31 protein-coding genes are annotated in these 26,990 nt (G+C 66.4%); 15 read left to right on the top strand and 16 right to left on the bottom strand.

The genetic code is table 11. From position 1 onward, the window contains the following. Positions 1 to 87 precede the first annotated feature (87 nt). A complete protein-coding gene (locus C3B78_RS17805; protein ID WP_104999875.1) occupies positions 88 to 291 on the bottom strand; it encodes a hypothetical protein in 204 nt (67 codons plus the stop codon). 146 nt (positions 292 to 437) lie between these two features. Between C3B78_RS17805 and C3B78_RS17810 the strand changes: the two genes are divergently transcribed. After that, complete coding sequence (locus tag C3B78_RS17810; RefSeq protein ID WP_104999244.1) at positions 438 to 1,016, top strand: GNAT family N-acetyltransferase; 579 nt, start codon at positions 438 to 440, stop codon at positions 1,014 to 1,016. A gap of 191 nt (positions 1,017 to 1,207) precedes the next feature. Here C3B78_RS17810 and C3B78_RS17815 read toward each other — a convergent pair whose 3' ends face one another. Further along, on the bottom strand, positions 1,208 to 1,534 hold the full coding sequence (locus C3B78_RS17815; RefSeq protein WP_104999876.1) for a hypothetical protein: 327 nt from the start codon (positions 1,532 to 1,534) through the stop codon (positions 1,208 to 1,210). A 328-nt stretch (positions 1,535 to 1,862) separates the two neighbouring features. Here C3B78_RS17815 and uraD point away from each other — a divergent pair, with 328 nt between their 5' ends. The 9 genes from uraD to C3B78_RS17860 all read left to right on the top strand — a co-directional run bounded on the left by uraD (position 1,863) and on the right by C3B78_RS17860 (position 8,338). Beyond that, positions 1,863 to 2,360 carry a 2-oxo-4-hydroxy-4-carboxy-5-ureidoimidazoline decarboxylase gene (uraD, locus tag C3B78_RS17820; protein WP_104999245.1) on the top strand — a complete coding sequence of 166 codons (498 nt, stop codon included), beginning with the start codon at positions 1,863 to 1,865 and terminating at the stop codon, positions 2,358 to 2,360. After that, positions 2,357 to 2,695: a hydroxyisourate hydrolase gene (uraH, locus tag C3B78_RS17825; RefSeq protein WP_104999246.1), complete on the top strand. Its 339-nt coding sequence runs from the start codon at positions 2,357 to 2,359 to the stop codon at positions 2,693 to 2,695. The genes uraD and uraH overlap by 4 nt, the downstream gene beginning before the upstream one ends. A 26-nt stretch (positions 2,696 to 2,721) precedes the next feature. After that, a complete protein-coding gene (locus tag C3B78_RS17830) occupies positions 2,722 to 3,036 on the top strand; it encodes a hypothetical protein (RefSeq protein ID WP_104999247.1) in 315 nt (104 codons plus the stop codon). A 75-nt stretch (positions 3,037 to 3,111) separates the two neighbouring features. Then, positions 3,112 to 4,782, top strand: coding sequence for an amidophosphoribosyltransferase (gene purF / locus C3B78_RS17835; protein WP_104999248.1), 1,671 nt, complete (start codon positions 3,112 to 3,114; stop codon positions 4,780 to 4,782). Then, positions 4,779 to 5,939 carry a phosphoribosylformylglycinamidine cyclo-ligase gene (purM, locus tag C3B78_RS17840; protein WP_104999249.1) on the top strand — a complete coding sequence of 387 codons (1,161 nt, stop codon included), beginning with the start codon at positions 4,779 to 4,781 and terminating at the stop codon, positions 5,937 to 5,939. The genes purF and purM overlap by 4 nt, the downstream gene beginning before the upstream one ends. A gap of 414 nt (positions 5,940 to 6,353) precedes the next feature. Further along, positions 6,354 to 6,659, top strand: a complete 306-nt coding sequence (locus C3B78_RS17845; protein ID WP_104999250.1) for a hypothetical protein — start codon at positions 6,354 to 6,356, stop codon at positions 6,657 to 6,659. A gap of 615 nt (positions 6,660 to 7,274) precedes the next feature. After that, positions 7,275 to 7,574, top strand: coding sequence for a hypothetical protein (locus tag C3B78_RS17850; protein ID WP_104999251.1), 300 nt, complete (start codon positions 7,275 to 7,277; stop codon positions 7,572 to 7,574). 214 nt (positions 7,575 to 7,788) lie between these two features. Continuing rightward, positions 7,789 to 8,109, top strand: a complete 321-nt coding sequence (locus C3B78_RS17855; protein WP_104999252.1) for a hypothetical protein — start codon at positions 7,789 to 7,791, stop codon at positions 8,107 to 8,109. 13 nt (positions 8,110 to 8,122) lie between these two features. Beyond that, entirely contained in the window at positions 8,123 to 8,338 is a 216-nt protein-coding gene (locus C3B78_RS17860; protein WP_104999253.1) for an ATP-binding cassette domain-containing protein, read from the top strand. A gap of 543 nt (positions 8,339 to 8,881) precedes the next feature. Here C3B78_RS17860 and C3B78_RS17865 read toward each other — a convergent pair. Next, positions 8,882 to 9,115, bottom strand: coding sequence for a DUF3073 domain-containing protein (locus C3B78_RS17865; RefSeq protein ID WP_009359485.1), 234 nt, complete (start codon positions 9,113 to 9,115; stop codon positions 8,882 to 8,884). Between the two features lie 274 nt (positions 9,116 to 9,389). On the opposite strand from C3B78_RS17865, the gene C3B78_RS17870 reads away from it, so the two are divergent. Further along, on the top strand, positions 9,390 to 10,055 hold the full coding sequence (locus tag C3B78_RS17870; RefSeq protein ID WP_104999254.1) for a septum formation family protein: 666 nt from the start codon (positions 9,390 to 9,392) through the stop codon (positions 10,053 to 10,055). A 47-nt stretch (positions 10,056 to 10,102) separates the two neighbouring features. Here the strand turns inward: C3B78_RS17870 and clpB are convergent, their stop codons facing one another. After that, positions 10,103 to 12,748 carry an ATP-dependent chaperone ClpB gene (gene clpB / locus C3B78_RS17875; protein ID WP_104999255.1) on the bottom strand — a complete coding sequence of 882 codons (2,646 nt, stop codon included), beginning with the start codon at positions 12,746 to 12,748 and terminating at the stop codon, positions 10,103 to 10,105. A gap of 235 nt (positions 12,749 to 12,983) precedes the next feature. Between clpB and C3B78_RS17880 the strand changes: the two genes are divergently transcribed. Further along, complete coding sequence (locus tag C3B78_RS17880) at positions 12,984 to 13,319, top strand: hypothetical protein (protein WP_158677287.1); 336 nt, start codon at positions 12,984 to 12,986, stop codon at positions 13,317 to 13,319. A 17-nt stretch (positions 13,320 to 13,336) separates the two neighbouring features. On the opposite strand, the gene C3B78_RS17885 is transcribed toward C3B78_RS17880, so the two are convergent. The 4 genes from C3B78_RS17885 to C3B78_RS17900 form a co-directional block, all read right to left on the bottom strand. Beyond that, positions 13,337 to 14,386, bottom strand: a complete 1,050-nt coding sequence (locus tag C3B78_RS17885; protein WP_104999257.1) for a sulfate/molybdate ABC transporter ATP-binding protein — start codon at positions 14,384 to 14,386, stop codon at positions 13,337 to 13,339. Further along, positions 14,383 to 15,171 carry an ABC transporter permease gene (locus C3B78_RS17890; protein ID WP_234005621.1) on the bottom strand — a complete coding sequence of 263 codons (789 nt, stop codon included), beginning with the start codon at positions 15,169 to 15,171 and terminating at the stop codon, positions 14,383 to 14,385. Before C3B78_RS17890 ends, C3B78_RS17885 begins: the two co-directional genes overlap by 4 nt. Before the next feature lie 82 nt (positions 15,172 to 15,253). After that, the gene (gene modA / locus C3B78_RS17895) at positions 15,254 to 16,060 is read right to left on the bottom strand and encodes a molybdate ABC transporter substrate-binding protein (protein ID WP_199775284.1); all 807 of its coding nucleotides are present in this window, start codon (positions 16,058 to 16,060) and stop codon (positions 15,254 to 15,256) included. Further along, the gene (locus tag C3B78_RS17900; protein WP_104999258.1) at positions 16,057 to 16,467 is read right to left on the bottom strand and encodes a TOBE domain-containing protein; all 411 of its coding nucleotides are present in this window, start codon (positions 16,465 to 16,467) and stop codon (positions 16,057 to 16,059) included. The genes modA and C3B78_RS17900 overlap by 4 nt, the downstream gene beginning before the upstream one ends. A gap of 118 nt (positions 16,468 to 16,585) precedes the next feature. Between C3B78_RS17900 and C3B78_RS17905 the strand changes: the two genes are divergently transcribed. After that, on the top strand, positions 16,586 to 17,455 hold the full coding sequence (locus tag C3B78_RS17905) for a DUF4031 domain-containing protein (protein ID WP_104999259.1): 870 nt from the start codon (positions 16,586 to 16,588) through the stop codon (positions 17,453 to 17,455). Then, a complete protein-coding gene (locus C3B78_RS17910; RefSeq protein ID WP_104999260.1) occupies positions 17,452 to 18,261 on the top strand; it encodes a 2-phosphosulfolactate phosphatase in 810 nt (269 codons plus the stop codon). The genes C3B78_RS17905 and C3B78_RS17910 overlap by 4 nt, the downstream gene beginning before the upstream one ends. A 34-nt stretch (positions 18,262 to 18,295) precedes the next feature. On the opposite strand, the gene C3B78_RS17915 is transcribed toward C3B78_RS17910, so the two are convergent. Both C3B78_RS17915 and C3B78_RS17920 read right to left on the bottom strand, forming a co-directional pair. Then, a complete protein-coding gene (locus C3B78_RS17915) occupies positions 18,296 to 18,697 on the bottom strand; it encodes a YccF domain-containing protein (RefSeq protein ID WP_104999261.1) in 402 nt (133 codons plus the stop codon). A 70-nt stretch (positions 18,698 to 18,767) separates the two neighbouring features. Beyond that, positions 18,768 to 19,382 (bottom strand): phosphoribosylanthranilate isomerase, encoded by a 615-nt coding sequence (locus tag C3B78_RS17920; protein WP_104999262.1) that lies wholly within the window; start codon positions 19,380 to 19,382, stop codon positions 18,768 to 18,770. 103 nt (positions 19,383 to 19,485) lie between these two features. Here C3B78_RS17920 and C3B78_RS17925 point away from each other — a divergent pair, with 103 nt between their 5' ends. Further along, a complete protein-coding gene (locus C3B78_RS17925; RefSeq protein ID WP_104999263.1) occupies positions 19,486 to 20,061 on the top strand; it encodes a HutD/Ves family protein in 576 nt (191 codons plus the stop codon). Here C3B78_RS17925 and C3B78_RS17930 read toward each other — a convergent pair. Genes C3B78_RS17930 through C3B78_RS17955 form a run of 6 tightly spaced genes read right to left on the bottom strand, consistent with a single transcriptional unit; the run spans position 20,051 to position 26,945 of the window. Next, positions 20,051 to 21,355, bottom strand: coding sequence for a Gfo/Idh/MocA family protein (locus tag C3B78_RS17930; protein WP_234005456.1), 1,305 nt, complete (start codon positions 21,353 to 21,355; stop codon positions 20,051 to 20,053). The genes C3B78_RS17925 and C3B78_RS17930 overlap by 11 nt on opposite strands. A 3-nt stretch (positions 21,356 to 21,358) precedes the next feature. After that, a complete protein-coding gene (ggh, locus tag C3B78_RS17935) occupies positions 21,359 to 22,714 on the bottom strand; it encodes a glucosylglycerate hydrolase (RefSeq protein WP_104999264.1) in 1,356 nt (451 codons plus the stop codon). Next, positions 22,711 to 23,799 carry an ABC transporter ATP-binding protein gene (locus tag C3B78_RS17940; RefSeq protein ID WP_104999265.1) on the bottom strand — a complete coding sequence of 363 codons (1,089 nt, stop codon included), beginning with the start codon at positions 23,797 to 23,799 and terminating at the stop codon, positions 22,711 to 22,713. The genes ggh and C3B78_RS17940 overlap by 4 nt, the downstream gene beginning before the upstream one ends. 22 nt (positions 23,800 to 23,821) lie before the next feature. Beyond that, a complete protein-coding gene (locus C3B78_RS17945; RefSeq protein ID WP_104999266.1) occupies positions 23,822 to 24,706 on the bottom strand; it encodes a carbohydrate ABC transporter permease in 885 nt (294 codons plus the stop codon). Next, positions 24,703 to 25,617 (bottom strand): carbohydrate ABC transporter permease, encoded by a 915-nt coding sequence (locus C3B78_RS17950; RefSeq protein WP_199775285.1) that lies wholly within the window; start codon positions 25,615 to 25,617, stop codon positions 24,703 to 24,705. The genes C3B78_RS17945 and C3B78_RS17950 overlap by 4 nt, the downstream gene beginning before the upstream one ends. Next, positions 25,617 to 26,945 carry an ABC transporter substrate-binding protein gene (locus C3B78_RS17955; RefSeq protein WP_104999268.1) on the bottom strand — a complete coding sequence of 443 codons (1,329 nt, stop codon included), beginning with the start codon at positions 26,943 to 26,945 and terminating at the stop codon, positions 25,617 to 25,619. The genes C3B78_RS17950 and C3B78_RS17955 overlap by 1 nt, the downstream gene beginning before the upstream one ends. Between the last annotated feature and the right edge of the window lie 45 nt (positions 26,946 to 26,990).

A 26,990-nucleotide genomic window follows, 5' to 3' on the forward strand; every position in this document is an offset into this window, starting at 1 on the left:
CTGAAGCGGCGCGCGGCCGGACCGGTTCCTGCTCGGTCATGCGTCCCAGTGTAGTGACATCCCACACTCACGGACACGGCCAGCGAGTCAGCGCTTGTCGCGGTCGTTGAATTCAACGTCCAGTTCGTAGTGGCGGAATTCCGTTTCACGGTCCGATTCGCCGTCTATCACCATTTCGTGGTCGAGCTGGCGCTGGATGCGGCTGTCCAGGACCTGCAATTCGTTATCCGATACCTTTTGGAGGTCCTCGGGGAACTGGTCGTCCGGAGTGAGATGCAGATTATCGTTCATTGTGCCCGCCATGTCTTCTGCCGTTGCCTGGCTGCCCAGTCTAACGCTGCCCGGTCCGAGTGTCCCCCTTCTGTGGCACGGCAATGCCCTACGGAGGCCTCGAGAGTGCTGTTGCCGGAGCCCCTGCCCGGTGACAGGATTGCCGCATGGCCATCCAGGTCCGGCCCGCAACACAGTTCGAGGACGTCAAAACCATAGTTGGGCCCAAGCGGCCGGACGCCAACGTGTGCTGGTGCCTGAGCTACCGCATCCCGTCCAAACTGAACCAGGCGCTGCGCGGGACCGAGCGCGGAGAGCTGGTCAGGCAGTTGGTCGCGGAGGATCCACCGGCGGGGGTTTTGGCGTACGACGGCGGCGAGCCAGTTGGGTGGGCAGCGGTCCACCCCCGCGCGGATACCAGTTTCGCCCGCAACCGGAAGATCCCCCATGTGGACGATGCGGATGTGTGGTCGGTCTGGTGCATCAGGGTGCGGCCTGGATACCGCGGCAGGGGCATTTCGCACCATTTGCTGGCAGGGGCCGTGGACCTGGCCCGGAGTTATGGCGCCCCGGCCATCGAGGGGTATCCGGTGGACAACAGCGGCAGGAAAGTGGACCTCACCATGGCCTATGTGGGCACGCGGAAACTGTTTGAGGACGCGGGTTTCACCAAGGCCGCGGACACGGAGTCAGTCCTTAATGGCTTCCCTCGGGTGCTGATGCGCCTGGAGTTGCGGCCGAGCTAAGGGCGCCCCGGCGCGTCAGGGCTTTTTCCACCAGCTCCCGGGCCAGCCCTCGTCAATTGCCCACAGCGCCAGCAGCAGCGCATCGGCTGTCATGAGCCCAGCAATAAGGTACGCCCACCCTGTAAACCAACTCATAGCAATCTCCTGACCCGGTAAACCCCCAGCCACTCGATTGCTCATAAGTGTGGCACTTAAAGCGCCAGTACGGAACGGCCCCCGGCCGCAGTCCTGAAAAGCGTCTCCAGCCTGTGGTGCGCTTCGGTTTCCAACTTGAGCCGGCGGGTCAGCTGCTCCACCTGCTGGGACATCTCGGCGCCTAGCGGAAGCCTGTCCCCCGGCCAACTCCAGACCTCCCTCGATTCCGCCAGGGCTTCGGCCAACGCACTGGCTGCTGCCCGGACCTTCCGCCTGTGAAAGTAGACGCGCATCAAAGCGCGGCTCTTCTCCAGGCCCTTGTCCAGGGCCGCGGCGGCAGCCGAACCGACCGCCGTATGGTCTGTGATCTTGACTTGTCCCATGGGCTGCACCTTCTCCGAGCCGTTCAACCTCCCCGGCGGGTCGTCTTTGACCCTTGTCCGATGGAAGCTGCTGCCTGTCTTCGAGTGTCCCGCCCGCACCTCAATGTCCGGGCAAGCCGGTCCAAGGATTTCCGCAAGATCGGGCAACACCGTTTCTGTTGTAACCTCTTGACACCACAGCGCGGCTGCTCTTGAATATTACGTATGCTGAAATAACAGTTCCATGATGTGGAAGCCGCGCGACAGCCAGTTGCCGGCGCCGGAAAGTCCGGCCTCCGCATAGCCGTCACCATGGATGCCAGCAGATCGCCACCTAGGAACAGCCAGCATGAAGCTTGCCGAATTCAACAGCGCGGACCCTGCCCGGGCCGCAGAAACACTGAGGCCCTGCATCGACGTCACGCGATGGGTGGATGCCGTCACGGCGGGCCGCCCGTTCACCACCAAGGCTTCCCTGCTCACCTACGCATCGCAGTCAGCCAGCCCCTTTACCCCTGCCGAGGTGGAGTCCGCCATGGCGCACCATCCGCGCATTGGGGAACGTCCGACGGCGGCCACCACCGAGGCGTCCATGTCCCGTTCCGAGCAGGCCGGGGTGGATCCTGCAGACACGGCCCTCACGGAAGCCCTGGCCCGAGGCAACAGGGATTACGAGGAGAAGTTCGGAAGGGTCTTCCTGATCCGCGCCGCCGGCCGCACCGCCCCGGAAATCCTGCAGGCCCTGAATGAACGGCTCGCAAACTCCCCGGCCGAAGAAGACACGATCGTGGCCCAGCAGCTGCGCGAAATTGCCGTGCTCCGGCTTGAAGGACTGATCACCGAATGAGCGTCTCCCACGTCACTACGCACATCCTGGACACCGGTGCCGGACGCCCGGCCGCGGGAGTCGCCGTCGTCCTCTACCGGAACGACGGCGGCACTTGGCGCCACGTGGCAGATTCCACCACCGACGCCGACGGCCGCGCCAAGGACCTCGGTCCGGAGCGGCTGGAGGCCGGGCACTACAAGCTGAACTTCGCCACCGGGGACTACTACGCAGGCCTGCAGACAGCCACGTTCTTCCCGGAAGTGGACCTGGTGTTCGAGGTGACCGGCCCGGAGCACTACCACGTCCCCCTCCTCCTGAGCCCGTTCGCCTACTCCACCTACCGCGGCAGCTGAAGCTTCGAAAAATGTAGGCTTGATGCATGCCTTCTGAACAACCCCCTGCCGAGCAGCGCGAAGTTACCGTCCGCCGCGCGCCCAAGTATGTGCCCTTCCTCATCCTCGGCGCACTGGCGGGCATCGCGGCTGCAGCGGTGGTGGCGTATGCCGTTCCGGCGAACCCCAGCTTCGACGCCGGCGCTGTCTTTGGGTTCTTCATGGTGCTGTTCGCGGGCGGCGGCGCCATCCTTGGGGCCGTGCTGGCGCTGATCCTGGACCGCCGCAGTGTCAGGCGGCAGCAGCGGGCCGTGGTGGAAGCCGTGCCGGACTCCGAGCCGGACACGGATCCCCAGCCGTAGCCCCGGTTACAGCGCGCCCCGGTCACAAACGGGCGCCCGGAAAAGTCCTACCGCATGTCGTGAGATAATCGACCAGTGGCACGCGGCGATGGAAAACTTTCCCATGATCTTCTCCCTGGCGAAAAAGGCCCGCAGGACGCTTGTGGCGTCTTCGGAGTCTGGGCACCAGGTGAAGAGGTAGCAAAACTTACCTATTACGGGCTGTATGCACTACAGCACCGCGGTCAGGAGTCGGCTGGTATTGCCACCAGCGACGGCAAGCGGATCAACGTCTACAAGGACATGGGACTCGTCTCCCAGGTCTTCGACGAGACCACGCTGAACACCCTGACCGGGCACCTGGCGGTGGGACACTGCCGCTACTCCACCACCGGCGCAAGCCACTGGGCCAACGCGCAGCCCACCCTCGGCGCCACCAGCACCGGCACCGTCGCCCTGGCACACAACGGCAACCTGACCAACACGGCCGAGCTGAACGCCATGATCCAGGAGCGCCACGGCGACCAGCTCACCGGCGAAATGAAGCAGGGCAACACCTCGGACACCGCCCTGGTCACCGCCCTGCTGGAGGGCGAGCCGGGGAAGAGCCTCGAAGAGACGGCCATCGAGCTCCTGCCCAAGATCAAGGGCGGCTTCTGTTTCGTCTTCATGGACGAAGGCACGCTGTACGCCGCCAGGGACACCTACGGCATCCGCCCGCTGGTCCTGGGCCGGCTGGAACGCGGCTGGGTTGTGGCCTCCGAGCAGTCCGGCCTCGCCACCGTGGGCGCCAGCTTTATCCGCGAAATCGAGCCCGGTGAGTTCATCGCCATCGACGAGCAGGGCGTACGTTCCCAGCGCTTTGCAGAGGCGACGCCGGCCGGCTGCGTTTTCGAGTACGTCTACCTTGCGCGTCCGGACGCCGCCATTGCCGGCCGCTCCGTCTATGAGTCCCGCGTGGAGATGGGCCGCCAGCTGGCCCGCGAAAACACGCAGGTGGCGGACATCGTCATCCCGGTACCGGAGTCCGGCACGCCGGCGGCCGTGGGCTACGCCGAGGAATCCGGGATTCCCTTTGCACACGGCTTCGTCAAGAACTCCTACGTGGGCCGCACGTTCATCCAGCCCTCGCAGACCCTCCGCCAGCTGGGCATCCGGCTCAAGCTCAACGCCCTCGAGTCCGTGATCCGCGGCAAGCGCGTTGTGGTGGTGGACGATTCCATCGTCCGCGGGAACACCCAGCGGGCCATTGTCCGCATGCTCCGCGAGGCCGGGGCCGCCGCCGTCCACGTCAAAATTTCCTCCCCGCCCGTGCAGTGGCCGTGCTTCTATGGCATCGACTTCGCCTCACGGGCCGAGCTGATTGCCAACGGCGCCACCATCGACGAGATCTCGCAGGCCATCGGGGCGGACTCGCTGGCCTACATCTCCGAGGACGGGATGATCGGCGCCACCCGGCAGCCGCGGGAGCGGCTCTGCACTGCCTGCTTCACCGGCAAGTACCCCATCGAGCTTCCGGGTGCGGACAAGCTGGGCAAGAACCTGCTGGAGCGGACGGACCTCGGCGGCCTCAAGCCCTCGCCGTCGGCCCTTCCGGGCGCAACAGCGGCCCTCTCCGTCGATTCCCAGGAAGATCCTGCGGAGAAGTCCGGCGCCACCGGTTGCGATCCTGGACCGGACTCCGAGTTTGAAAACCTGCTGACCGACGCCGACCTCGTGCCGGACGCACACGCCGCCACCGGCGCTGACAAGAAAGAGTCCGTATGACTTCCGCTGCCCCCGCCCCTGGCAACACCCCCGGTAACGCCGCCGGCATCACCTACGCCTCAGCCGGCGTTGACGTTGAAGCCGGGGACCGCGCCGTCGAGCTGATGAAGGGGGCCGTCAAGGCCACCCACAACTCCTCGGTGATCGGCGGGGTGGGCGGGTTCGCCGGGCTCTACGACGTCTCCCGTCTCCTGACCTTCAAGAGGCCGCTGCTGGCCACGTCCACCGACGGCGTGGGCACCAAGGTTGCCATCGCCCAGGCCATGGACATCCACGACACCATCGGCTTCGACCTCGTCGGCATGGTGGTGGATGACATCGTCGTGGTTGGCGCTGAGCCGCTGTACATGACCGACTACATCGCCTGCGGCAAGGTGGTGCCGGAGCGCATCGCCGATATTGTCCGCGGCATCGCAGCAGCATGCTCCGTGGCCGGAACGGCCCTGGTGGGCGGTGAAACCGCCGAACACCCCGGCCTGCTGGGCGAGCACGAGTACGACGTCGCAGGCGCGGCCACCGGCGTGGTTGAAGCCGACCAGCTCCTGGGTCCGGACCGCGTGCGCGCCGGTGACGTGGTCATCGGCATGGCCTCCTCCGGCTTGCACTCCAACGGCTATTCCCTGGTCCGCCGCGTGATCAACCACGCCGGCTGGGCACTGGACCGCCAGGTCTCCGAACTGGGCCGCACCCTGGGCGAGGAACTTCTCGAGCCCACCCGCGTCTACGCTGCCGACTGCCTGGACCTGGCCCGCGCCTTCCCTGTCACGGGCTCGTCTGCCGTGCACGGCTTCAGCCACGTCACCGGCGGAGGCCTCGCCGCCAACCTGGCCCGCGTGCTCCCCCAGGGCCTCGTGGCCACCGTGGACCGCAACACCTGGGAGCTGCCTGCCATCTTCAAGCTGGTGTCCGAACTGGGCAACGTGCCGCTGGCGGACCTGGAACGCACCCTGAACCTGGGTGTGGGCATGGTGGCCATCGTGTCCGCCGAAGCCGCGGACGCTGCAGTGGCCCGCCTCAACGACCGCGGCCTGCTGTCCTGGGTCATGGGCACCGTCACCGAGGATTCGGATGCAATCCTCAAGACCGGGCCGGACTACGTCCAGGGCGCCAAGGGCGTAAACGGCGGCGCGGTTCGCCTGGTCAACACCTACGCCTAAATACTCCATCGAGTGCTCCGTACCGGCCGCTTTGCCCCGTCAAAGCGGCAGATAAGGAGCACTCGATTGCTTTAACCGGCGCCGGGGAATGCCCCCAAAACCGGTTATCTGAGATAAAACACTCAGTCCCTTGACTGCTAAGCATGCTTACCTTTAGGCTTTTAAATGGAAGTGCAGCACAGAAGGTCAACGCGGGGTTTTCGAGAGCGTAATGCCCGCCCCGCCCGAGTCCGGCGGCAAGTGCCCGCTCGGTTGGACCGCCTTCCCCCGCCGATCCGGCGGATGCCAAGAAGCAACCATAAAGACGTCCGGTACCTGCGCCGTGCAGCAGCACGGCATCAGGCAGTCAACATGCCCAATTGCGGGCGGACTGCCCACAGGGGCACCGGGGCAGATATCAAGGGAGCGAAAATTATGTCAGTTCTGAAGAAAACCACCGCCGCAGCCGCTGGAAGCCTGTTCTTGCTGGGCGCCGTCGCCGGCCCTTCACACGCAGCGAACAACAATACGTTGAATGACGGCCTTGTAAATGTCACGGTCGGCGACATCACTGTCGAGGATGCCGTGGACGTGAATGTTGCAGCCAGTGTCGCAGCAACCCTCTGCGATGTCGCCGACATCGGATCGGTCGCAGTTCTTGGCGAAGCAGTAGACGCCACCGGCACCGAACAGACCGTCTGCGATACCGCCACCGGCCCGGTGCGCATCGTGAATAACTAGCAGTTCAGCAGGCTCCACGGGGGACATGCCACACAGCGCATGGCGCAGCGTCCCGCAATTCCAAGCCTTGCCCAAGGGCCCCAGCCACCGGCTGGGGCCCTTCTGTGCGCAAGCCAACCCCGGGGTCCACCCTCAAATCCGCCCCTGATACATGCCGGGCGCCAAGGCGTGGACGACGGCGCGGTTAGCCTGGTCAATACCTACGCCTGACAACTCCGTCGGGTGCTCCGTGCCGGCCCTGTTGATCCATCAAAGCGGGAGGTACGGAGCACCCGATGCGCTTTAGGGCCAGCGGGACACGCTAGCCGTCCTGCAAGAAAGTGATTGGCGGCACTCTTTTCCCTTGACTACTAAGCATACTTAGCATTAGGGTCGAAGCATGGAAGGCAGCCAGGAAATGCTGGGGGACACTTCTTCCGGGCTCAGTGCTTGAGCCCAGAGCCTGACTCGGAGTTACCCTCAGGCGGACTGACTTTCACCGCACATTTGCGGAACCAAGAATGCAACCACAGAGACGCTTGTTCCCTGCGCGATACAGCGCGGCCTAATTCAACCCACGAGTCGCATTACGGGTTGCATGAGGCCGGGACCAGGCTCGAATTAAGGGAGCGAAAAATGTCAGTACTGAAGAAAGTTACCGCAGCAGCAGCAGGATCACTGCTTATGGTCGGAGCAATGTCCATGCCCGCACAGGCGGCATCGCCGATTCAGGTCCAGGACGGCCTGGTGAACGTTGCTGTGGGCGATGTAAACGTCTTGAACAACGTCGACATAGGCGTCGCCGCTCAGGTCGCCGCTGAGATCTGCGGGGTCAAAGTAGGCCCAGTTGCAGTTCTCGGCAAGGCAGTCGATCGTTCCGGCGAGACGCGGACCGTTTGCGAATCCTCTCAGGGTCCCGTCACCATATCCAACTAGCTCGTCAAGAAATGCGCTCCCGCTGGGGGCGCATTTCTTTGCTTTAACGCGGACAAACTACACTAGTGCGAATGATTCTTGACTGAATGTGTCTCTACCATTGGTGACCCTGCCAAAGAATTGACATTCCCATGCCTGCGTCAGCCCTGTCCGTGACAAACCTTTCACTCTCCATCGGCGGGCGGCGATTAGTGCATCCGGCGACCCTTTTTCCGTGGAGGACAGCGGGAAGATCTCCTATACCGGACAGCTGCAGCGCGTCTGCATTGCCCTTGCCCTAGCCTGCGGCGCCTCCGTGTTGGTGGCTGGCGAACCCGCCACCGCCCTTGACGCCGTCACCCAACTGAAAGTACTGGCAACCCTTCGCACCTGGGCGGCCGAGGGCCGCAGCCTGCTCTTGATTACCTACGACCCCACTGCAGCGGCTGCGCTGTGCACGCGCGCCATCGTGATGGAAGCGGCCGGATCGTGGAGCAGGCATCCATGGCTGAGTTGCTCCAAGACCCGCAACACCCCTACACGCCCCGCCTGGTAACGGCGGGCTCAGCATGATGGGGCCGCTCCCTGCCAACAACATCTCCTTCGCCTACCCCAGGCCCGGTTTCCGCCAGAAGAGGCCGGCAGGGGCACTCCACAACATCAGGCTGCAGCTTTCACCGGGCACCAGCACGGCCCTGGTGGGGAGCTCCAGCTCCGGGAAGTCCACCCTGGTGCGGATCCTGCCTGCCCTGGCAAAGCCCGACGCCGGCGGTCACCCTCGGTAGCCGCGCGGTAAGGCCCGGACCTGTCCGGTCCCTGCGCTGGCACCGGCAGGCGGTGCAGTACATTCCGCAGAACCCGGCCGGAAGCCTCAACCCCGGATGTCTGTTACGCAGCTCCTGGAAGAGCCGCTGCGGCAGCTAAGGGGCGCCGACGCCAGCGCCCGGAACCGCACTCGCGCTCGCCGCTCTCGGTTCCTGGGGCCGGGCCCGCAGCAGCCCTCGCCGGGTGTGGACTCATCCTGGCTGAGGGCATGGGCCATGTTGAGCGCACCTCGCGGGGAGTCCTGGCACCCGCCTCCGCACTGGTCCTGGCGTCCGTAGGGGCCGTGGGACTGGCTGGCGCGGGGCAACAGAAAGCCCGCCGCCCGCACCGTTGAGGTGCGGGCAGCGGGCCCAATAACTGAAGTCGGCATCTTGGAACCCACCAGGATCCAAGGGCCGAAAAAGAAGCGCCGCACCGGTCCCGGGACCAGGATCCATCGCTGGATCCGTTAGTGCTGCGGCGTCACAGGGCTGCCCGGTAACGGCAACAGCACCTTGCGACAACTAGCCGATCCGACGGGTGTCTACCTCGTCGTCGTCTTCTTCCAAATCATCCGCGTACTTATCCACATATGCCGAATAGTCCGGCTCAACCGGCTCATTCGCGTAATGGCTCGTGGCACGACTGCTTGGACCCGTCAGCTCACGCTGAAGTGCCGAGTAGTCAGTGTTCGGGGAGTAGTACTTGATATCCCGAGCCTGCTTGGTAGCTTTTGCCTTTTGACGGCCGCGCCCCATGGCGTGACCCCCTTTTGTACTTGGACCGGAGGTGGTCACCTTGGCTATCGGTGAGGCCCCGGAATGTTTGGTCAATTTGTCGTACACCTAGATTACATGCTTTCGACTGCCCCCGCTCGCCACGGACGGCCCCCGAAGGTGGTTTGGGTTACCATTCACGGCCCCGATCCGCAGGTTTACGGCTTTTTTCTTCGGTAGAGTCACTTGGACAACTGCTGATACAGGCCGCAGACCGGCTGCCCGCCGCGGATAGAACGCAGGAGGATCCATACCCGTGAACCACCAGGACGTCCCGCCGAAACCCTCCTCGCCCCCCACCGCCGGGCTGCCGCGCGTGCCCGCCCCTGCTGCCCGGCCGGTCCTGCACCCGCATATGGAACCGCAGGACGGTGCGGCGCCGAGATCCGGGCGGGTGAAGCGGCCGACCCTGTGGATAGCGTTCTTTGTGGCAGTCCTGCTGGCCGTTATCGGCTCGCTGGCGTGGCTCGCCCTGTGGCTGAACTCCAACCCGGACAGCAGCACTTCACGGGGCCAGGTTCCGGGGGTGGTGGAAACCACGGTCACGCCACCCGCAACGCCGCTGCCACTGCCACGCGAGGGGGTCCAGCCCGCCGACTATGCGCTGGGCGACTGCTTCAAGGACTTCGACCCCGAGTCACTGTCCTCCACCGTGGTGCCGTGCGATACCGGGCACTCCGCCCAACTCGTGGCGTTGTTCCGCTACCCGGAGGGCGGATCCTATCCCGGCGCCGAGGCACTGAAGGCGAAGGCCCTGGAAGCGTGCCAGGCAGCAAGGCTGGGCCCGGCCGCCAACGACTACGACCTGAACTTCGAGCGCAGCTTCCCCAGCACCACCAGCTGGGAATCCGGCGACCGCAGGGTGGACTGCTATGTAGTTGCCCCCGGCGGCAACGTGATCAATGCAAGCGTGCTGCCCTAGCAGCCAGGCCGCCCGGGCAGCACGCCTGGCATCCATAGCCCCTGGCTTTAGTCCTTGCGGCGGACGGACAGGCCGCTGCCGCCCACCGGCGCGGATGGGAGTCCGGTTCCGGCCGCCGTGAGTTCCTCGAGGTCCGCTGCCGTGTCCACCAGCACCGTGTCGCCGTCGCTGATCTCGCCGGCCAGGATCGCTTTCGCCAGCCTGTCGCCGATTTCCCGCTGCACCAGGCGGCGGAGCGGCCGGGCGCCATAGGCGGGGTCGAACCCGGAGATGGCGAGCCAGGCCCGGGCACCATCCGTGACTTCGAGGGTCAAGCGGCGCTCATGGAGCCGGCGTCCGAGTTCGTCCACATGAAGCTCCACAATGCGCGCAAGCTCCTCCACGGTCAGGGCGTCGAACAGCACAACCTCGTCCAGCCGGTTCAGGAACTCCGGTTTGAAGGATGCGTTGACGGTGGCCATGACCGCATTCCGCTTGGCTTCGGCGTCCAGGGACTGGTCCACCAGGAACTGGCTGCCCAGGTTGGAAGTCAGCACCAGGATCACGTTGCGGAAGTCCACGGTGCGGCCCTGGCCATCGGTGAGCCGGCCGTCGTCGAGCACCTGCAGGAGGATATCGAAGACCTCGGGGTGGGCCTTCTCCACCTCATCCAGCAGGATCACTGAATACGGCCGACGGCGGACGGCTTCCGTCAGCTGGCCGCCCTCCTCATAGCCCACATAACCCGGAGGCGCGCCCACAAGCCGGGCCACGGAGTGCTTCTCGCCGTACTCGGACATGTCGATGCGCACCATGGCGCGCTCGTCGTCGAACAGGAAGTCCGCCAGCGCCTTGGCCAGCTCGGTCTTGCCCACGCCGGTGGGTCCCAGGAAAAGGAACGAACCCGTGGGGCGGTTGGGATCGCTGATCCCGGCACGCGCGCGCCGGACGGCGTCGGAGACTGCCGCGACGGCCTTCGACTGGCCGATCAGCCGCTTCCCGAGCTCGGCCTCCATGTGCAGCAGCTTCTGGCTCTCGCCCTGCAGCATGCGTCCGGCGGGAATGCCTGTCCAGGCGGAGATGACCTCGGCAATATCCTCAGCCGTCACTTCCTCGGCCACCATCTGGGCAGGCTTGTCCACCACGGCGGCCTCCGCTTCAGCAGCAGCGTTCAGCTCGCGTTCGAGCGCCGGGATTTCCCCATAGAGAATCCGTGAAGCAGTCTCCAGGTCGCCCTCGCGCTGGGCCTTGTCCGCGGCCGAGCGCAGTTCGTCGAGCTTGGCCTTCAGGTCGCCCACACGGTTGAGTCCCGCCTTCTCGGCCTCCCAGCGGGCGTTAAGCGCGGAGAGCTCCTCTTCCTTGTCAGCCTTGTCGGCGCGGAGCGCCGCCAGCCGCTCCACCGAGGACGGATCCGATTCCCCGGCCAGGGCCAGCTCCTCCATGGTGAGCCGGTCCACCTGGCGCCGCAGCTGGTCTATCTCCTCCGGCGCCGAGTCGATCTCCATCCGGAGGCGGGACGCGGCCTCGTCCACCAGGTCGATGGCCTTGTCCGGCAGCTGCCGGCCCGAGATGTAGCGGTTGGACAGCGTTGCGGCGGCCACAAGGGCGGAGTCCGCGATAGACACCTTATGGTGCGCCTCGTAGCGCTCCTTGAGGCCGCGGAGGATGCCGATGGTGTCCTCCACGCTCGGCTCACCCACGTACACCTGCTGGAAGCGGCGCTCAAGGGCGGCGTCCTTCTCGATGTTTTCGCGGTACTCATCCAGCGTGGTCGCACCGATCAGCCGCAACTCGCCGCGGGCCAGCATGGGCTTGAGCATGTTGCCGGCATCCATCGAGGAATCACCGGTGGCTCCCGCACCCACAACCGTGTGGATTTCGTCGATGAAGGTCACGACCTGGCCCTCGGAGCCCTTGATCTCCTCAAGGACGGCCTTCAGCCGCTCCTCGAACTCCCCGCGGTACTTGGCGCCCGCCACCATGGAGCCCAGGTCAAGGGAGATGAGGGTCTTGCCGCGCAGGCTTTCGGGCACGTCGCCCGCCACCATTCGCTGCGCCAGCCCTTCCACCACGGCGGTCTTGCCCACTCCCGGTTCGCCGATCAGCACAGGATTGTTCTTGGTGCGCCGGGACAGGACCTGGATGACGCGCCGAATTTCGGAATCCCGGCCAATCACGGGGTCCAGCTTGCCTGCCCGGGCCATTCCAGTAAGGTCCGTGCCGTACTTCTCAAGCGCCTGGAAGGTGTTTTCCGGGTCCGGGCTGTCCACCTTGCGGTCGCCGCGGACACCCGGCAGGGCGGCGAGCAGCGCTTCATGGGAGGCGCCGGCGTCGCGCAGCAGGCGCGCCGCGGCATCATTGCCCGCGGACAGCCCGAGCAGGAGGACCTCCGTGGAGACGAAAGTATCGCCCAGCCGGTCAGCCTCATTCTTGGCGTTCTGGATGGCCTGCAGGGCGGGGCGGGAGAGCTGGGCCTGCTGGCTGGAGCCGCCGGAGGTGGCCGGCAGGGCCTTGATGGCGCTGCTTGCCTGGACGCTGACCGAGTCCGGATCGGCACCGGTGGCGCGCAGCAGCGCCACGGCGACTCCTTCGCGCTGGTCCATCAGCGCCTTGAGCAGGTGGGCCGGCTCCACCTGGGGGTTTCCGGCCGTGGAGGCGTTCATGGCCGCAGCCGAAAGAGCCTCCTGGCTCTTGGTGGTGAATTTGACGTCCAAAGAGAGCTCCTTCCGGGGGCAGTTTTCCTAAGTTGAGTGTACTACGCTCAACTTTCATTTGGGGATTCTTTCCGGGACTGTTTGCCTACAGCGAAACAGCTCACCGACGGCGGCGTAAGGGGCAATGGGCCCTATCTGCGTCCATCCCTGCTGTTCACATCCGCCGCCGCGCACTCTACTATCGGCCTGTGGCCTGGGGCAGCGTGCCGCCGGCGCAATCAAGAGGGGACAATCCGTGAAAAAGTTCGTGGTTCTTTACGTCGCACAGCAGTCAGCCCAGGCCCAGATGGCGGAAAGCTCGCCGGAAGCCGCGCAGGAGGGCATGAAAGCCTGGATGGAATGGGCCGGGCGCGCCGGTGACGGCATCGTGGACATGGGGAGTCCGCTGGGTGCCGGAACGGAAATCACCGCTGCAGGGGCCTCTGAAGCCCCTGCAGGGGTGGCAGGTTACGGGATCATCCAGGCCGATGATCTTGCCGGTGCACAGGCGCTGCTGGACGGCCACCCCCACCTGATGATGCCCGGGGCCAGCATCCAGGTCTACGAAACTTTGGACCTGCCCGGCATGTAGGGCGGGGCACGGTCCTCCTATAACGGGTAGACCGACACCGCTGTCGCCTTCACCACGAAGTGCACCGCCAACCCGGGAACCAGGCCGAGGTCCGCCGAAGCCGCAGGAGTGATGTCCGCCGCCAGGCTTCCTGCCCTGACGCGGACGAAGTCGCCATGCGGTTCAAGATCGGTGATGGCCGCCCCGAAGGAATTACGCGGGCTTCCGTGGGCATCGGTGAGGAAGACGGAAACGGACGACGGCGGGAACACGGCCACCGCCGCCCGTCCCGGGGGAATAGGGTCCTCGCTGTGTCCGGCTATGTGCTGGCCCCGGCTGGTCAGGATGCCGTCCCCGGCGAGCGTCCCGGGAACGAAATTGAGCCCTGCCAGCCCGGCCGCGAAGGCGCTGCGGGGCCGTTGCAGCACCTGCCGCGTGGGGCCCTCCTCTGTGATGCCCCCGTTTTCAAGGATCACCACCCGGTCCGCCAGCATCAGCGCGTCCAGGACATCGTGGGTGATGATGATGGCCGGCCGGTCTGCGAGGACGTGTTTGAGCAGCCGCCGGAGCAGCGGGGCCGAGTGGATGTCCAGCGCGGCCATCGGTTCATCGAGGAGGAGGAGGCCTGGATCCGCGGCGAGCGCCCGGGCCACGGCAACGCGCTGGGCCTGCCCGCCCGAAAGCTCCCCGGGACGGTGTGCTGCAAGGCCTTCAGCTTCCACCTGTGCCAGCCACTGCAACGCCCTGGCCCTGGCCAGCAGCTTGGACGCGCCCGCGCTGCGTGGGCCGAAGGCCACGTTGTCCGCGGCGTTGAGATGCGGGAAAAGCAGCGGTTCCTGCGCAAGCAGGGCCGTCCCCCGGCGGTGGGGCGGGGTCCACTGGTTCCGCCCGCCGCCCACATCGAACAGGGTCCGGCCGTTCAGCTCGGCCCGTCCGCTGTCCGGCCGCAGCAGCCCCGCAATGACGGAGAACAGCGTCGACTTGCCGGCGCCGTTGGGTCCCATCACTGCAACGGTTTCAGCGGGCCCCACGGAGAAGGCGACGTCGAAACCGCGCTCCGCCACGGCTGCCTGGAACGAGAAAGTCACGGAACATCCCCGCCCGCCGCGGGAGCCGGCGTCGTCCGCTGTCCGGACAGGCGGAGGCCGGGCGTCCTGCCCGCGGGGCGCCGGTACGCAAGTGCCACCACGGCCACTGCCACGGCCACCAGCACCAGGGATAGCGCGACGGCGGCGTCGGGGTCGGTCTCCCGCTGCAAGTAGATTTCCAGCGGCAGCGTCCGGGTGACCCCCTGCAGGCTGCCCGCGAACGTGAGGGTGGCGCCGAATTCGCCCAGGCTCCTGGCGAAGGCAAGGACCGCCCCTGATGCCAGGCCGGGCAGGACGAGCGGCAGCGTGACGCGGCGGAAGACGGTTCCGGGCGATGCGCCGAGCGTCGCTGCCACCGCCTCGTACCTGTGTCCGCCGGTGCGCAGCGCACCTTCCAGGCTGACCACCAGGAACGGCAGGGCCACGAATGTCTGGGCCAGGACCACGGCGGTGGTGGAAAACGCAATCTGCAGCCCCAGCACCTCAATCGTCCTGCCCAGGAGGCCCTGCCGGCCGAAGGTGTACAGGAGGGCGATGCCGCCCACCACGGGCGGCAGCACCAGCGGGAGCAGCACCAGCGAGCGCAGGAGCCCCAGCAGCGGGAGCGCGCCGCGGGCAAGGACCACCGCCAGCGGAACGCCGAGCACGACGCACAGGGCAGTGCTGGCCGCCGATGTCCGCAGGCTCAGCCCCAGCGCCGCAAGGGCTGACTCTGACGTGACCAGCGGAAGGAAGTTGGCCCAGTTGACCCGTGCCACCATGGCGACGAGCGGAAGGACCACCATCGTGGCGGCAAGGACTGCGAGCGCGTAGAGCCACCGGGGAATGCCCGTATACGCCTGCTGCCCGCCGGTCACGTGCAGCCCATCATCTGCTGCCCACCGGCCCAAACCCGGCGGCCGCCAGGACTTCCCCGCCTTCGGGGCCTGCCACCAGCTCCAGGAACTTTGCGGCAGCGGTCTTGTTGCGGCTGCCGGCAAGCGTTGCGATGGGGTACGTGTTCACCGCTGCGGCCGACTCCGGAAAGGGAACGCTTTCCACCTTGCCGACGGCTGCCCGGAGATCGGTGACATAGACGAGTCCGGCGTCAGCCTCTCCCGAGCTGACTTTCCCCAGGACATCAGCCACCGAGTTTTCCTCGCTGACCGGGCTGAGGTCCGTTCCAGTCTGCTGTTCGACGGCGGCCGCGGCGGCCCCGCAGGGCACCTGGCGGGCGCACATCACGAGCTTCGTTCCGCTCCTGGCCAGGTCCGCGAAGGATCCGATTCCTGCCGGGTTCCCTGCCGGGACGGCGATGGCCAGGGTATTGGTGGCAAAGTCCCGCGGCTGGCCGTCCACCAGGCCGGCATCCTGCAGCCTGGCCATGTTGCTGGTGTCCGCCGAGGCGAACACGTCCGCGGGAGCGCCCTGGCTGACCTGGGTGGCCAGGTCCGACGACCCGGCAAAGCTAAGGGTGACGACGGTTCCGGGATTCTCCTTTTCGAACCGTTCCGCGAGCTCGGTGAAACTGGCCTTAAGGGACGCCGCGGCGAAAACAGTCAGTGTTCCCTGGCCGGCTCCCTGGGCGGTGTTGCCCGAAGCGCCGGCGCCGGCGCCGCTGCCCGCACAACCGGCCAGCAGGGCCGCCAGCAGGATTGCCGCCAGCAGGGCTGCGGCCCGCCGGACCAGCGTCACGCGGTTCCCTTTCCCTGCGGGGTTTCGATGATCACGGTGGTGGCCTTGACCACGGCCGTGGCCACGGAGCCGAGTTCCAGTCCCAGTTCCTTGACGGCCTCGCTGCTCATCAGGGACACCACGCGGAAGGGGCCGCACTGCAGCTCCACCTGAGCCATCACATTGTCAGCCTTGATGCCGGTGACGAGGCCCACGAAGCGGTTGCGGGCCGAGCTGCCTGCACGGTGCGGATCGGCCGGAAGCTGCGCCAGTTTTTGTGCGTGCCTGGCCAGTTCCAGGCCGTCAACGGCGAGCCGGCCGGCGTCGTCCTTCCGCGGCGTGAGGCTCCCGTTCTCGGTCCAGCGCCGGACGGTATCGTCACTGACGCCCAGGAAACGGGCGGCCTCGGAGACGCGGATAGTTGGCATAGAGCCACTCTAGTACGCATTTGCGGCCTAATGACAGCGACAGGACCGCATTTCAGGGCTCCTGTGCTGCCGGAAGGCGCATCCGGGACCCGCGGCGGCGCAGCACTAGACTTCCTCCATGGTCCTCTACATCGACCCGCCCCTCTGGCCCGCGCACGGAACGCACTTCTCGCACCTCATTTCCGACGAATCGCTGGCGGAATTGCACGCCTTCGCGGCGGCGGCGGGTGTCCCCGAACGGGCCTTTGACGGGGACCACTACGACGTTCCGGAGCGCCGCTTCGACGACCTCGTGGCGGCCGGCGCCGTTCCCGTCGAAGGGCGGATCCTGGTCCGCAGGCTCATTGCCAGCGGCCTGCGCATTCCTGCCCGGCAACGGAACAAGTCGCTCAAGGTCCCGCTGCTGAACCGCTGGAACTCGATCATGCCAGGCCACGACGCCCTCTTCCTGGACCTCCTGGACCGGTGGAGCGAGGACCACCGCCACTATCACGGCTGCACGCACCTGCTGGCAGTACTCGAAGCCCTCGACCTGCTCACCGATCCCGCCGACCCGCCGCGGACAGTCCTGCTGGCGGCCTGGTTCCACGACGCCGTCTACCGCGGCATAGCCGGCCAGGATGAGGAGGAGTCCGCGCGCCTGGCCGAGGAGCGCCTGCACGGCGCCGGCCTTCCGGAGGCGGAGGCGGCCGAGGTGGCACGGCTGGTCCGGCTGACATCCGACCACCGCCCGGAACAGGGGGACGACGACGGCGCCCTCCTCTGCGACGCCGACCTGTCCGTCCTGGGCGGGGATCCGGAGGAATACGCCAGGTACGTTGCTGCCGTCCGCAAGGATTACGCGCACATCGGCGACGCCGACTTCGCAGCCGGGCGCGCCGCCGTCGTGCGCCACCTGCTGGAACTGGAGCCGCTGTTCCACAGCGGCAGGGCAAGGGAACTGTGGCAGGCCGCGGCGCACCGCAATTTGAAGGGCGAACTGGCGTGAACGCACCCACCTCGAATTCCCGCCACACGTTCACTGCCAGTGCCGCGCACCGGCAACTGCCCTACGCGGTCCGGGTTGAGTGGGGGCGCGACGGCGGGAGCACGGTAACGTCCGGCGCGGACCTTGCCGTGGTGGTTGACGTCCTCTCCTTCAGTACCTGCGTGAGCGTCGCCCTGGACCGGGGCGCCGCGGTTTTTCCTTTCCCGTGGAAGGACACCGGCGCGGAGGATTTCGCTGCCCGCCACCGCGCCCTGCTGGCCGGTCCCAGGGACGGGGGCGGGCTCAGCCTCTCCCCGGCGAGCCTTAGGGCCGCCGATTCCCTTGAGCGCGTGGTCCTGCCGTCACCCAACGGTTCCGCGCTCTGCCACGAACTGGCGCGCAGGGTTCCGTTGCTGGCCACCGTGTGCCTCAGGAATGCCGCAGCCACCGCGGACTGGGTGGCTGCCAACCTCCCTGAAGATGCAGTGATCGCCGTGGTTGCTGCCGGCGAACGCTGGCCGGACGGCACCCTCCGGCCCGCCGTGGAGGACCAGATTGGGGCAGGGGCGTTCATCGCAGGCCTGGTGGCTGCGGGCAAGGGCGGTTACGAGGCCGAAGACGGCAGGCACGGATACTCGCCGGAAGCTGTGGCTGCGATGGCCGTTTTCGAGGCCGCCGAGCCGCGGCTCCGGGAGACGCTGCACGGCTGTTCGAGCGGCCGTGAGCTGACCGGGGCGGGCTACGGTGCCGACGTCGATGTCGCCGCGGAACTGGACGACAGCGACGCCGTAGCCATCATGGCGAACGGGGCGTTCAGCCCCCGCTGAGGTGGCACTGTTCCGCGGCGTTCCGTCTGGCGTTTTATCGGTAGGCGGATACGAACGGCTGGCTGGTGGGCACAATCTGCTTGCCCAGCGGCATCAGGGAGACCGGGATGAGCTTCAGGTTGGCGATGGCCAGCGGGATGCCAATGATGGTCACTGCCATGGCAAAGGCTGTGACCACGTGTCCGATGGCGATCCAGATGCCTGCCACCAGCAGCCAGATGACGTTGCCCAGCAGGGAGAACACGCCCGCACCGCCGGGCTTGTCCACCACCGTCCGGCCAAACGGCCAGAGCGTATACGCAGCGATCCGGAACGAGGCGATGCCCCAGGGAATGGTGACAACCAGCAGGCAGCAGATCACCCCCGCGAAGAAATAGCCCAGCGCGAGCCAGAAACCGCCGAAAACCAGCCAGATGATGTTGAGCAGTGCCTTCATCCCTCCATTGTGCCCCGGGGGCCATGGCAGCGGGATGGGGGCCTCCCCTTACGGTCCCCTGAATCAGCGGCTAGACCGGGGTAGGAACACCCTTGGCCGCCTGCACGAAGGCGCTGACCTTGGCCAGGTCCTTAACGCCGCGGGACGACTCAACACCGGAGGAAACATCGACGCCCCAGGCGTGCGCCGCCGTGGAGGCCTGCGCAACATTGGCGGCGTCCAGGCCGCCTGCCAGCAGCCATTTACGTTCCTGCAGCACGGGGAGTTTGGCCACGGACGCATAGTCCCAGGCCTCGCCGGAGCCGGGGACGGCGGCGTCGATCAGGAGCAGGTCCTCCCCCCAGTCCTCCAGGTCCTCGGCAGCGGCACCCATGGTGACGGCCCTGACCAGCTTCATGCCGGCGTCGTGCACCGTGGCGACGTCCCCGCGCGAGCGCCGGCCGTGCAGCTGGATCCACTCCAGCCCGGCGGCACGGGCGATGGCCACGGCGTCGGCAGCCGGCTCGTCACGGAACACGCCGACAGGCGTTACCCCCTTCGGCACTTCGGCCAGCAGCGCGGAGGCCTGGGACGGCGAGACCACGCGGGGACTCGCCGTGAGGACGAAACCCACTGCGTCGGCCCCTGCCTCCACCGCAGCGCGGACGGATTCCGGCGTGCTGAGACCACACACTTTGACGAACATTCCCGGCTCCTTCAGGCTGTTTTCGTGTTGTCCCCCCGCAGGAGAGTAGCAGGGAACCGGGGCTGCCGATACGGGCAAGCAGCGGGCCAACTAGGCTGGGCGGATGGAGATCATCCGCTTCGCAGACCGCAAGCCCCAGCCCTGGCGCAACGGCGGCGGGGTCACGCGCCAGATTGCCGGCCATCCCGACGCCGCCTCCCTCCAGGACGGCGGGTGGGACTGGCGGGTCAGCATCGCCGAAATCACCAAAGCCGGGGACTTCTCACCGTTTCCTGGCATGGAGCGGGTGCTGACGGTGGTGGAGGGCGAACTCCTGCTCCTGACCGTGGACGGCGCTGAACATCCCCTGGAGAAGTACCGTGCGTTCCGGTTTCCCGGCGGGGCCGCCACTTCCTGCGCACTTCCCACGGGAGATGTCCGGAACCTCAACGTCATCACCCGGGCCGGCAGCTTCAAGGGGTTCACGTCCATCGTTGAGATTTCAAAGAAACGCGCCCACCAGCTGTTTGCCGGCCAGTTGGGGATCCTGCTGCAGGGCCAGGCCACAGCCTCCGACGGACGCCGTGAACCCGAGGCCCTGGGCCGCTACGACGCCGTGGTGGGCTCGGACAGCGCCTCCCCTGAGGTCCTGGGCCGCGGCTTCCTTGCCGTCGTGTCCATCGACCAGGTCACTGGCTAAGACTGAACGAGCCAACCTCAACCACAGCACTGCTCCGGCGGGCCTCCTCTGCGGCGAAAACGGCTGCATGGCTGACCAGGGACTCCTCCAGTCCAGACACCACCGCCGACCAGTCACCGGTGGCCAGCGCAGCCACCCAGGCCTGCACCAGGCCGCGGTCGCCGCCCTCGTGCTTTTCCCCCTGGACCCGCGGCGCGGCAGCGGGGACCGGGTGGACAGTGGTTATTCCGGTCAGGAAATCGAAGACCGAGATGGCTTCGGCTTCCACGTCGATCTCCCCGTGGCTGCCGAAGATCCGGGTGCGCCGCGGGCCGGCGGCGGTGAAGGCCGTGGCGGTGAAGGCGGCAGTTGTGCCGTTTTCGTATTCAATATTCACTACCTGGTGGTCCACGACGTCATTGTCGGAGAAATAGACGCAGCGGCCATAGGGGCCGGTTGCCAGGGCGTGCAGCAGCGACTCTGGCGTGCCGCCCGGATCCACCACGTCCGCGAAATACGCCTTGGCTGGATCAGCCTTAGCTCCGTCCACGGGCCGGCCCGCACCATAGATTTTCAGCGCGGAATAGGGGCAGCGGGGCTCCGCAGGGCAGTCTATGCAGCGCCGGGCGGCACCCTCCGGCGCCCCTTCGGGGCGGAAATGGGCCAGCGTTCCGAACGACGACACCTTCAGTGGCCTGCTCCCGATGATGTAGGAAAGCCAGTCGACGTCGTGCGTGCACTTGGCAAGGAGGAACGGGCTCGCGCTTTCCTCCTTGCGCCAGTTCCCGCGGACGTACGAGTGCGCGAAATGCCAGAAGCCCACTGGCTCCAGGTGCTGGACGGAGATGATCCGGCCCACCGCCCCGTCCAACAGGATCTGCCTGAGGAGCGCTGTCAGCGGGGTGTAGCGCAACACATGGCAGACAGTCGCGCCGGCGGCGCTTTCACGGCCCAGGCGTTCCAGTTCTGCGCAGCCGGCGGGGTCGACGGCGACAGGCTTCTCCAGGAGGATCGGGTAGCCGTGGGCTGCGGCTGCCGCGAAAGGACCTCCATGCTCACGGTCAGGGGTGGCGATGATGATGCCGTCGGCCGGCAGGCGGTTTTTGAGCATTGCCTGCCAGTCCTCGAACACGCCCTCCGCCGGCACATTCAACTCGGCCGCCAGGCCGTTGCGCAGCACCGGGCGCGGCTCAGCCACGCCCGCAACGACCGCCTGGCCGGTGGCAACGGCGAGCCGGGCATAGGCTGCGCCCCTCGCCCCTGCACCTGCGATGAGGAGCCGCACCGGATGCCGTTGCGCCGGCCCGGCATCCACTGGTCAGCCGTTCTCAGGATCGGCAAGCCATTCCAGCGCCACGGCCGCTGTCCACGACTGGTCCATGCTGCCCAGCGGTTCGCCGGTGAAGGGCTCGTAGTACTCACCGAAATGGCCCTCCATCAGCTGGGCGAGGGAGGCCTCCCGCAGCCGGCGGTAGCGCTTCTCGTCCCCGCGCCTGCGCAGGCAGTGGGCCAGGTACCAGTTCATCACCGGCCACACGGGTCCGCGCCAGTACTGGCGCGGCTTCAGCCCTTTATAGGTGGTGGACGTGGAAGCCGGCAGCGGGAAGGCCAGGCGGGGATCGCCCGTCCAGTCCGGCCCTTCGAAGACTTCCAGTTGCCGGTCAAGGAGGGCCTGGTCATTGGTGGAAATGAGGGGCGCGAATCCGGCCATGGTGGGCGGTCCGATCCACTCCCCCGTCAGCACATCCCGGTCGCGTGCGAGTCCGGTCCTGCCATCCACCGTCGCGTCAACGCCGTCGCGGAATTCCCTGGCCCATTCCCGCAACCGGGGCGCCTCCTCCGGCAGTCCGAACTGTTCCGCCAGCACGGCCAGGTCCTCATTGGCCGCGGCGTAGATCGCGGACATGAAGACGTCCTTGACCTGGAAGGCCATCACCCGGGGCAACCGCTCGTCGTCGAACCTCACGTCCGCCATCTGTTGCACCAGCCAAAGGTAGCGGCTGTACTCCTCGTCGCTGGGGCGCTGGCTGTGGTCCTTGACCTTCTGCGTGTCCGTGCGGACGAACGGCTCCATCTTCCCCGGGTTGACCCTGGAATACGGGCCGTCAAAGCGCGGGGAGTTGTCCATCCCGGATTCCCAGCCGTGGTAAATGGTCAGCAGGCCCGAGCCGTCCCCGCCGCGGGCCCTCCGCAGCCAGGCGTGCCAGTCGATCCATCCCGGCAGCGTCCGGCGGGTGAATTCATCCGCGAGCCTGGCATCCTTGCCTCCCGCAGCCGTGGCCCGTTCCACGATGCGCCGCAGCATGGTGGCGTGCACCGGCGGCTGGCAGATGCCGCTGGACTGCACACCCTCCGGCGAGGCCCCGCGGGTCCCCCACCGTTCGATGTCGGGGAAGTAGCCGGGGACGTCGGAGAAGACGATGTGCGGGATCATCCCGCTCTTCCACTGGGCGGCCAGCAGGTAGTCGAGCTCCCGGAGGGCGCGTTCGACACTCACGGTCGAAAGTCCGGCGGCGACGAACGCGGCGTCCCAGCTCCACATGTGCGGATACAGGTTCGGTGCGGCCGTCACCATGGTGCCGAGGTCGTTGGCTGCCAGGACGTTCCTGGCGCGGCGCCCGAGCTCCTCAAGGTCCTTGATCGGATACGTGTCCCTGTCCGGCGCCTGGCTCATGCCGTGAGTCCCAGCTGCGTCTCCGTATCGAAGAACCGGATGGTTGCCTGGTCGAACCTCAGTCCAACCTTTTCCCCCGGGGAGACCCGTACCGTGGAGGCAACCTGGACCTTGATGGTCTGTCCGCCCAGGTCCACGGTCAGCAGGGTTGCATGGCCAAGCGGTTCCACCACTTCCACGGTGGCGTCGAGGGTTCCCGGGGCTCCCCGCTGCTCAATGTAGATGTTTTCCGCGCGGATCCCGACCATCACGGGAAGTCCGCCGGACCGGGCCGCGGAGCGGGCCAGGAATTCAGGCGCCTCAGTGCCTTGGCCGGCGACTTCCAGGGCGCCCTCCTGCGTCACCCGGCCCTCAAGGAAGTTCATTGGCGGCGAGCCGATGAATCCCCCGACGAAGCGGTCCGCGGGCTCCTCATAGACGGTGATGGGATGCCCAAGCTGGGCTATCTGCCCCTTCTTCATCACGGCCACCCGGTCTGAGAGGCTCATCGCCTCCACCTGATCGTGCGTCACGTAAAGCGTGGTGGAGCCCAGCTGCTGGACAATCTTTTTCAGTTCCGCCCGGAAGTCGAGGCGCAGGAGGGCGTCCAGGTTGGACAGGGGCTCGTCCATGAGCAGGACGTCCGCATCCATAACGATGGCCCTGGCGACGGCGACGCGCTGCCGCTGCCCGCCCGAGAGCTGGGCAGGGTAGCGGTCCAGGTAGGGGGTGAGCTGGAGCAGGTCGGCCGCCCAGGCGACCTTCTTCTCGAGTTCATCCCGGGGAACCTTCTTCATGACGAGGCCGAACCCGATGTTGGTGCGGACCTTGCGGTGCGGGAACACGGCGTAGGACTGGAACACCATGGAGAGGTTCCTGTCCTGCGGGGGCAGGTACGTTACATCCCGGCCGCCGATTGAGATACTCCCTTCATCCGGGAAGTCCAGCCCCGCCACCATGCGCAGCAGGGTTGTCTTCCCGCAGCCCGAGGGCCCGAGAAGCACCATGAACTCACCCTCTGCAACCTCGAGGGACACGTTGTTCGTGGCCAGCTCGGTGCTGCCGGGGTAGGTCTTGTGGAGACCTTTGATGGAGATGTCAGCCATGGGACAGCCTCTCTGGAGAGCACTAGCGGATCGTGGAGCCCCACATGTTTGTGAGGTAGCGGCGCATGAAGAAGATGAAGATCAGTGCCGGGATCACCAGCAGGAAGCCGCCGGCGAACCGGTAAGCCAGCGGTGACTCGGCGAGGGAACTGAGGACCTGGGCCGGCAGCGTGCGCTGGTTCAGGGTGAGGATCGACGCACCCAGGACTTCGTTCCAGGACATGACGAAGGTAAAGATGGAGGCCGCGGCGATGCCGGGGATGGCCATGGGCATGACCACCTTGAGGAAGGCCTGCACGGGGGTGCAGCCGAAGATGCGGGCAGCTTCCTCGACGTCGCGCGGCACGCCCAGGAACACCGAGGACGTGATCAGGATGGTGGTGGGCAGCGCCAGTGCGGTGTGGAGCAGGACGACGGCAAGGACGCTGTCATACAGCCCCGTCTGCAGGAACAGCTGGGCGAGCGGCACGGAAAGCACCACGATGGGCAGCGCACGGGTGAAGAGCAGGAAGAGCTGATAGGGGTCCCGGCCGGGGAAGGCGAAACGTGCCACCGCGTACCCGGCGGGAACTCCGATGATGAGGGAGAGCAGGAGGGTGAAGATGCCCACCTGGACGGAGTTGATGAGCCCGGCCAGGACGCCCGTGGACTGCAGGAACGTCTGCATGGTTTCGAGGGAGAAGTTGCTGGGAACAAAGCTCAGGGGGAACGCCTGCAGGGCCGCCCTGCTGGAGGTGGCGGACAGCGCGATCAGGTAGATGGGGAGCGCCATGAAGAGCGTGATGAGGATGCAGCCCACCTGGAGCAGCACCCGGCTGCGGCGCCGCCGTGCCAGCGGCCGGCGGTCCACTTCCGGCTGGGGCCGCGATTCCGGAGCCGTTGCCTGGTTGGTGGTGGCGTGGCTCATCGGGCTGCCTCCGATTGGTCTCGCAGGAGCTTGAGGTAGCCGACTGCGGTCACCATGGACACTGCCATGACCACCAGGGCCAGGGCCGAGGCCACGTTGGCGTCCTGCAGTCCGGTGTACCACCGGTAGGTCTCGCCGACCACCAGCGGGAAGTTCTGGCCGGTGAGGGCCAGCGCCACGGCGAAGGTCTGGAACGCGAGGATGGTCCTCAGGATCAGGGCCGTCTGGAGGCTGGGACGCAGCAGCGGGAGGGTCACGTGCCAGAGCCGGTCCCAGAAGCCCGCGCCGAAGACGCCGGCGGCCTCCTCGTAGTCCTTGGGGATGGACTGCAGCCCTGCCACCACGATGACGAACACCAGGGACGTGGCGCGCCAGACCTCGGCGATCAGCACGGCCATGAACATCGAGGCGTAGTTGTCGTAGGCGAGCCAGGAGACCGGTTCAAGGCCCACGGAAGCCAGCACGGAGTTGAGGTATCCGCGGTCCGTGAAGACGGTCAACCACACCAGGCCGGCGGCAAGGTCGCTGACGGCCAGGGGTATGGCCCAGATGTAGAAGTACACCGACGAGCCCCGCGGTTTGGCCCGGATGAGCAGGGCCATGGCAAGCGCCAGGACGAACTGGATCGGAATCATCACCACGATAAGGAGCAGCGTGTTGCCCACGGATGACCAGAAGTACGGATCCTGCGCCATCCGGGTGAAGTTCGCCGTCGTAAGCCCTTCGGGGCCGCCGAACGCCTGAAGGATGCCGCTCACCATCGGCCAGCCGAAGAGCAGTGTCATGAAGACGATGGACGGGGCGATGAGCAGCATCGCTGCCGAGGTGCCGCTCCTGCGCGACGGCCGGCCCCGCGGCGCTGAGGGCCGGGGCCGGGGCTTGGCGTCCGCCGGAGCGCCGGGGGCGGCCATCAGGAGACCTTACATGGGGTCTGTTTGGGATCCGGCGCCCAGCAGGGGACGTTGAGGCTGTCCATGATCTTCGCGAGTTCCGCACCCTGCCGGTCCAGCGTCGCCTTCACGTCGGCGTTGTTCAGGCAGATTTCCTGGAAGCAGTTCTTGAAGAGCTGGGAAACCTGGGGGTCTTTGTCTCCCAGGCCGACCGGCGGCAGTGCGAGCAGCGCATCGGAGGCCTCCTGCTGGGCCTTGACTGCCTTTGCCTCAAGGGCGACGCCGCCGGGAAGGTCGCCGCCGACTTCCGTCTTGACAACGGGGAAGAAGGAATTGGATTTCAGTGTCTCAATCTGCGCCTCGGGCTTGGACAGGGCCTTGATGAGTTCGAAGGCCTTGTCCTTCTCGGGTGAACCTTGGGGCACTGCCATGCCGCCGACGATCAGCAGGTAGCCCTTGCCCTTCGGACCGGACGGCGCCGGCACCATCAGCCATTCGTCGGGCTTGTCCTTGACGGCGGTGATGAGTCGGGCCACATGGTCCCAAGCGACCATGACCTCACCGTTGGCCAGGGGCTCCTGCATGAAGTCGTAGTTCGCGGAGGCGGGGTTGGTGTTAGCCCAAAGCTCCCGCATATAGGTCCAGGCCGTGACGGCATCCGGGTTGCGGAAGGTGGTGATTTGTCCGCCGGTGAAGCTGGGGAGGAGGAAACCCTGGTAGAAGCGGTGGTGAAGGCCCTTGGGCCCCGCCGGAATGCCGAAGACCGGCCGGCCGTTCGCTGCTTTGGCGGCCTGCGCCCATGCCAGGTATTGATCGTAGGTGAGCTTGTTGACGTCGGCTCCCGACGGCAGCCACTCAAGCGCCTTCTTGTTGATCGCCAGCACATATGTCGCCTGGATCCACGGAATGTACCGGGGAACGTCCGTGCCGAGCTTGGACAGCTCCTTCAGATCGTCTGAGTATCCTGCCGAGGACAGGTCGTTCATCAGGGAGCTGAGGTCCTCCAACTGTGAGGCAAAGGGAACAAGGTCGCCGTGCAGGCCTCCGGCAATTCCCACCTCCACCTTTCCGGCCGAAAGCTGGGACTTCAGGGTGGTGTTGAAGACGCCGGTGTCAACGGGGTTGTAGGCCACCTGGATATCCCCGGCAAACTTTTTGAGCGTGGCTTCGTACTTTTGCCGCTCCTCCACCGGGGAGAACTGGGTGGAGAGGAAGTTGACCGAGCCGGCCCCTCCGCTTCCGCTGGTATTCACACCGCAGGCCGCGAGGAGGGGGCCTGTGGCCAGGGCCAGCAGGCCTCCCTTCAACAAGGTCCGCCGGCTGACGTCGAAGTGAGCGAGATCGGACATGGGAGCCTCCTGCTTAAAGGGCAGATAGTATTTTTGTCTGATGGT

Source organism: Arthrobacter sp. PGP41, from assembly GCF_002953935.1.
GTDB lineage: Bacteria > Actinomycetota > Actinomycetes > Actinomycetales > Micrococcaceae > Arthrobacter.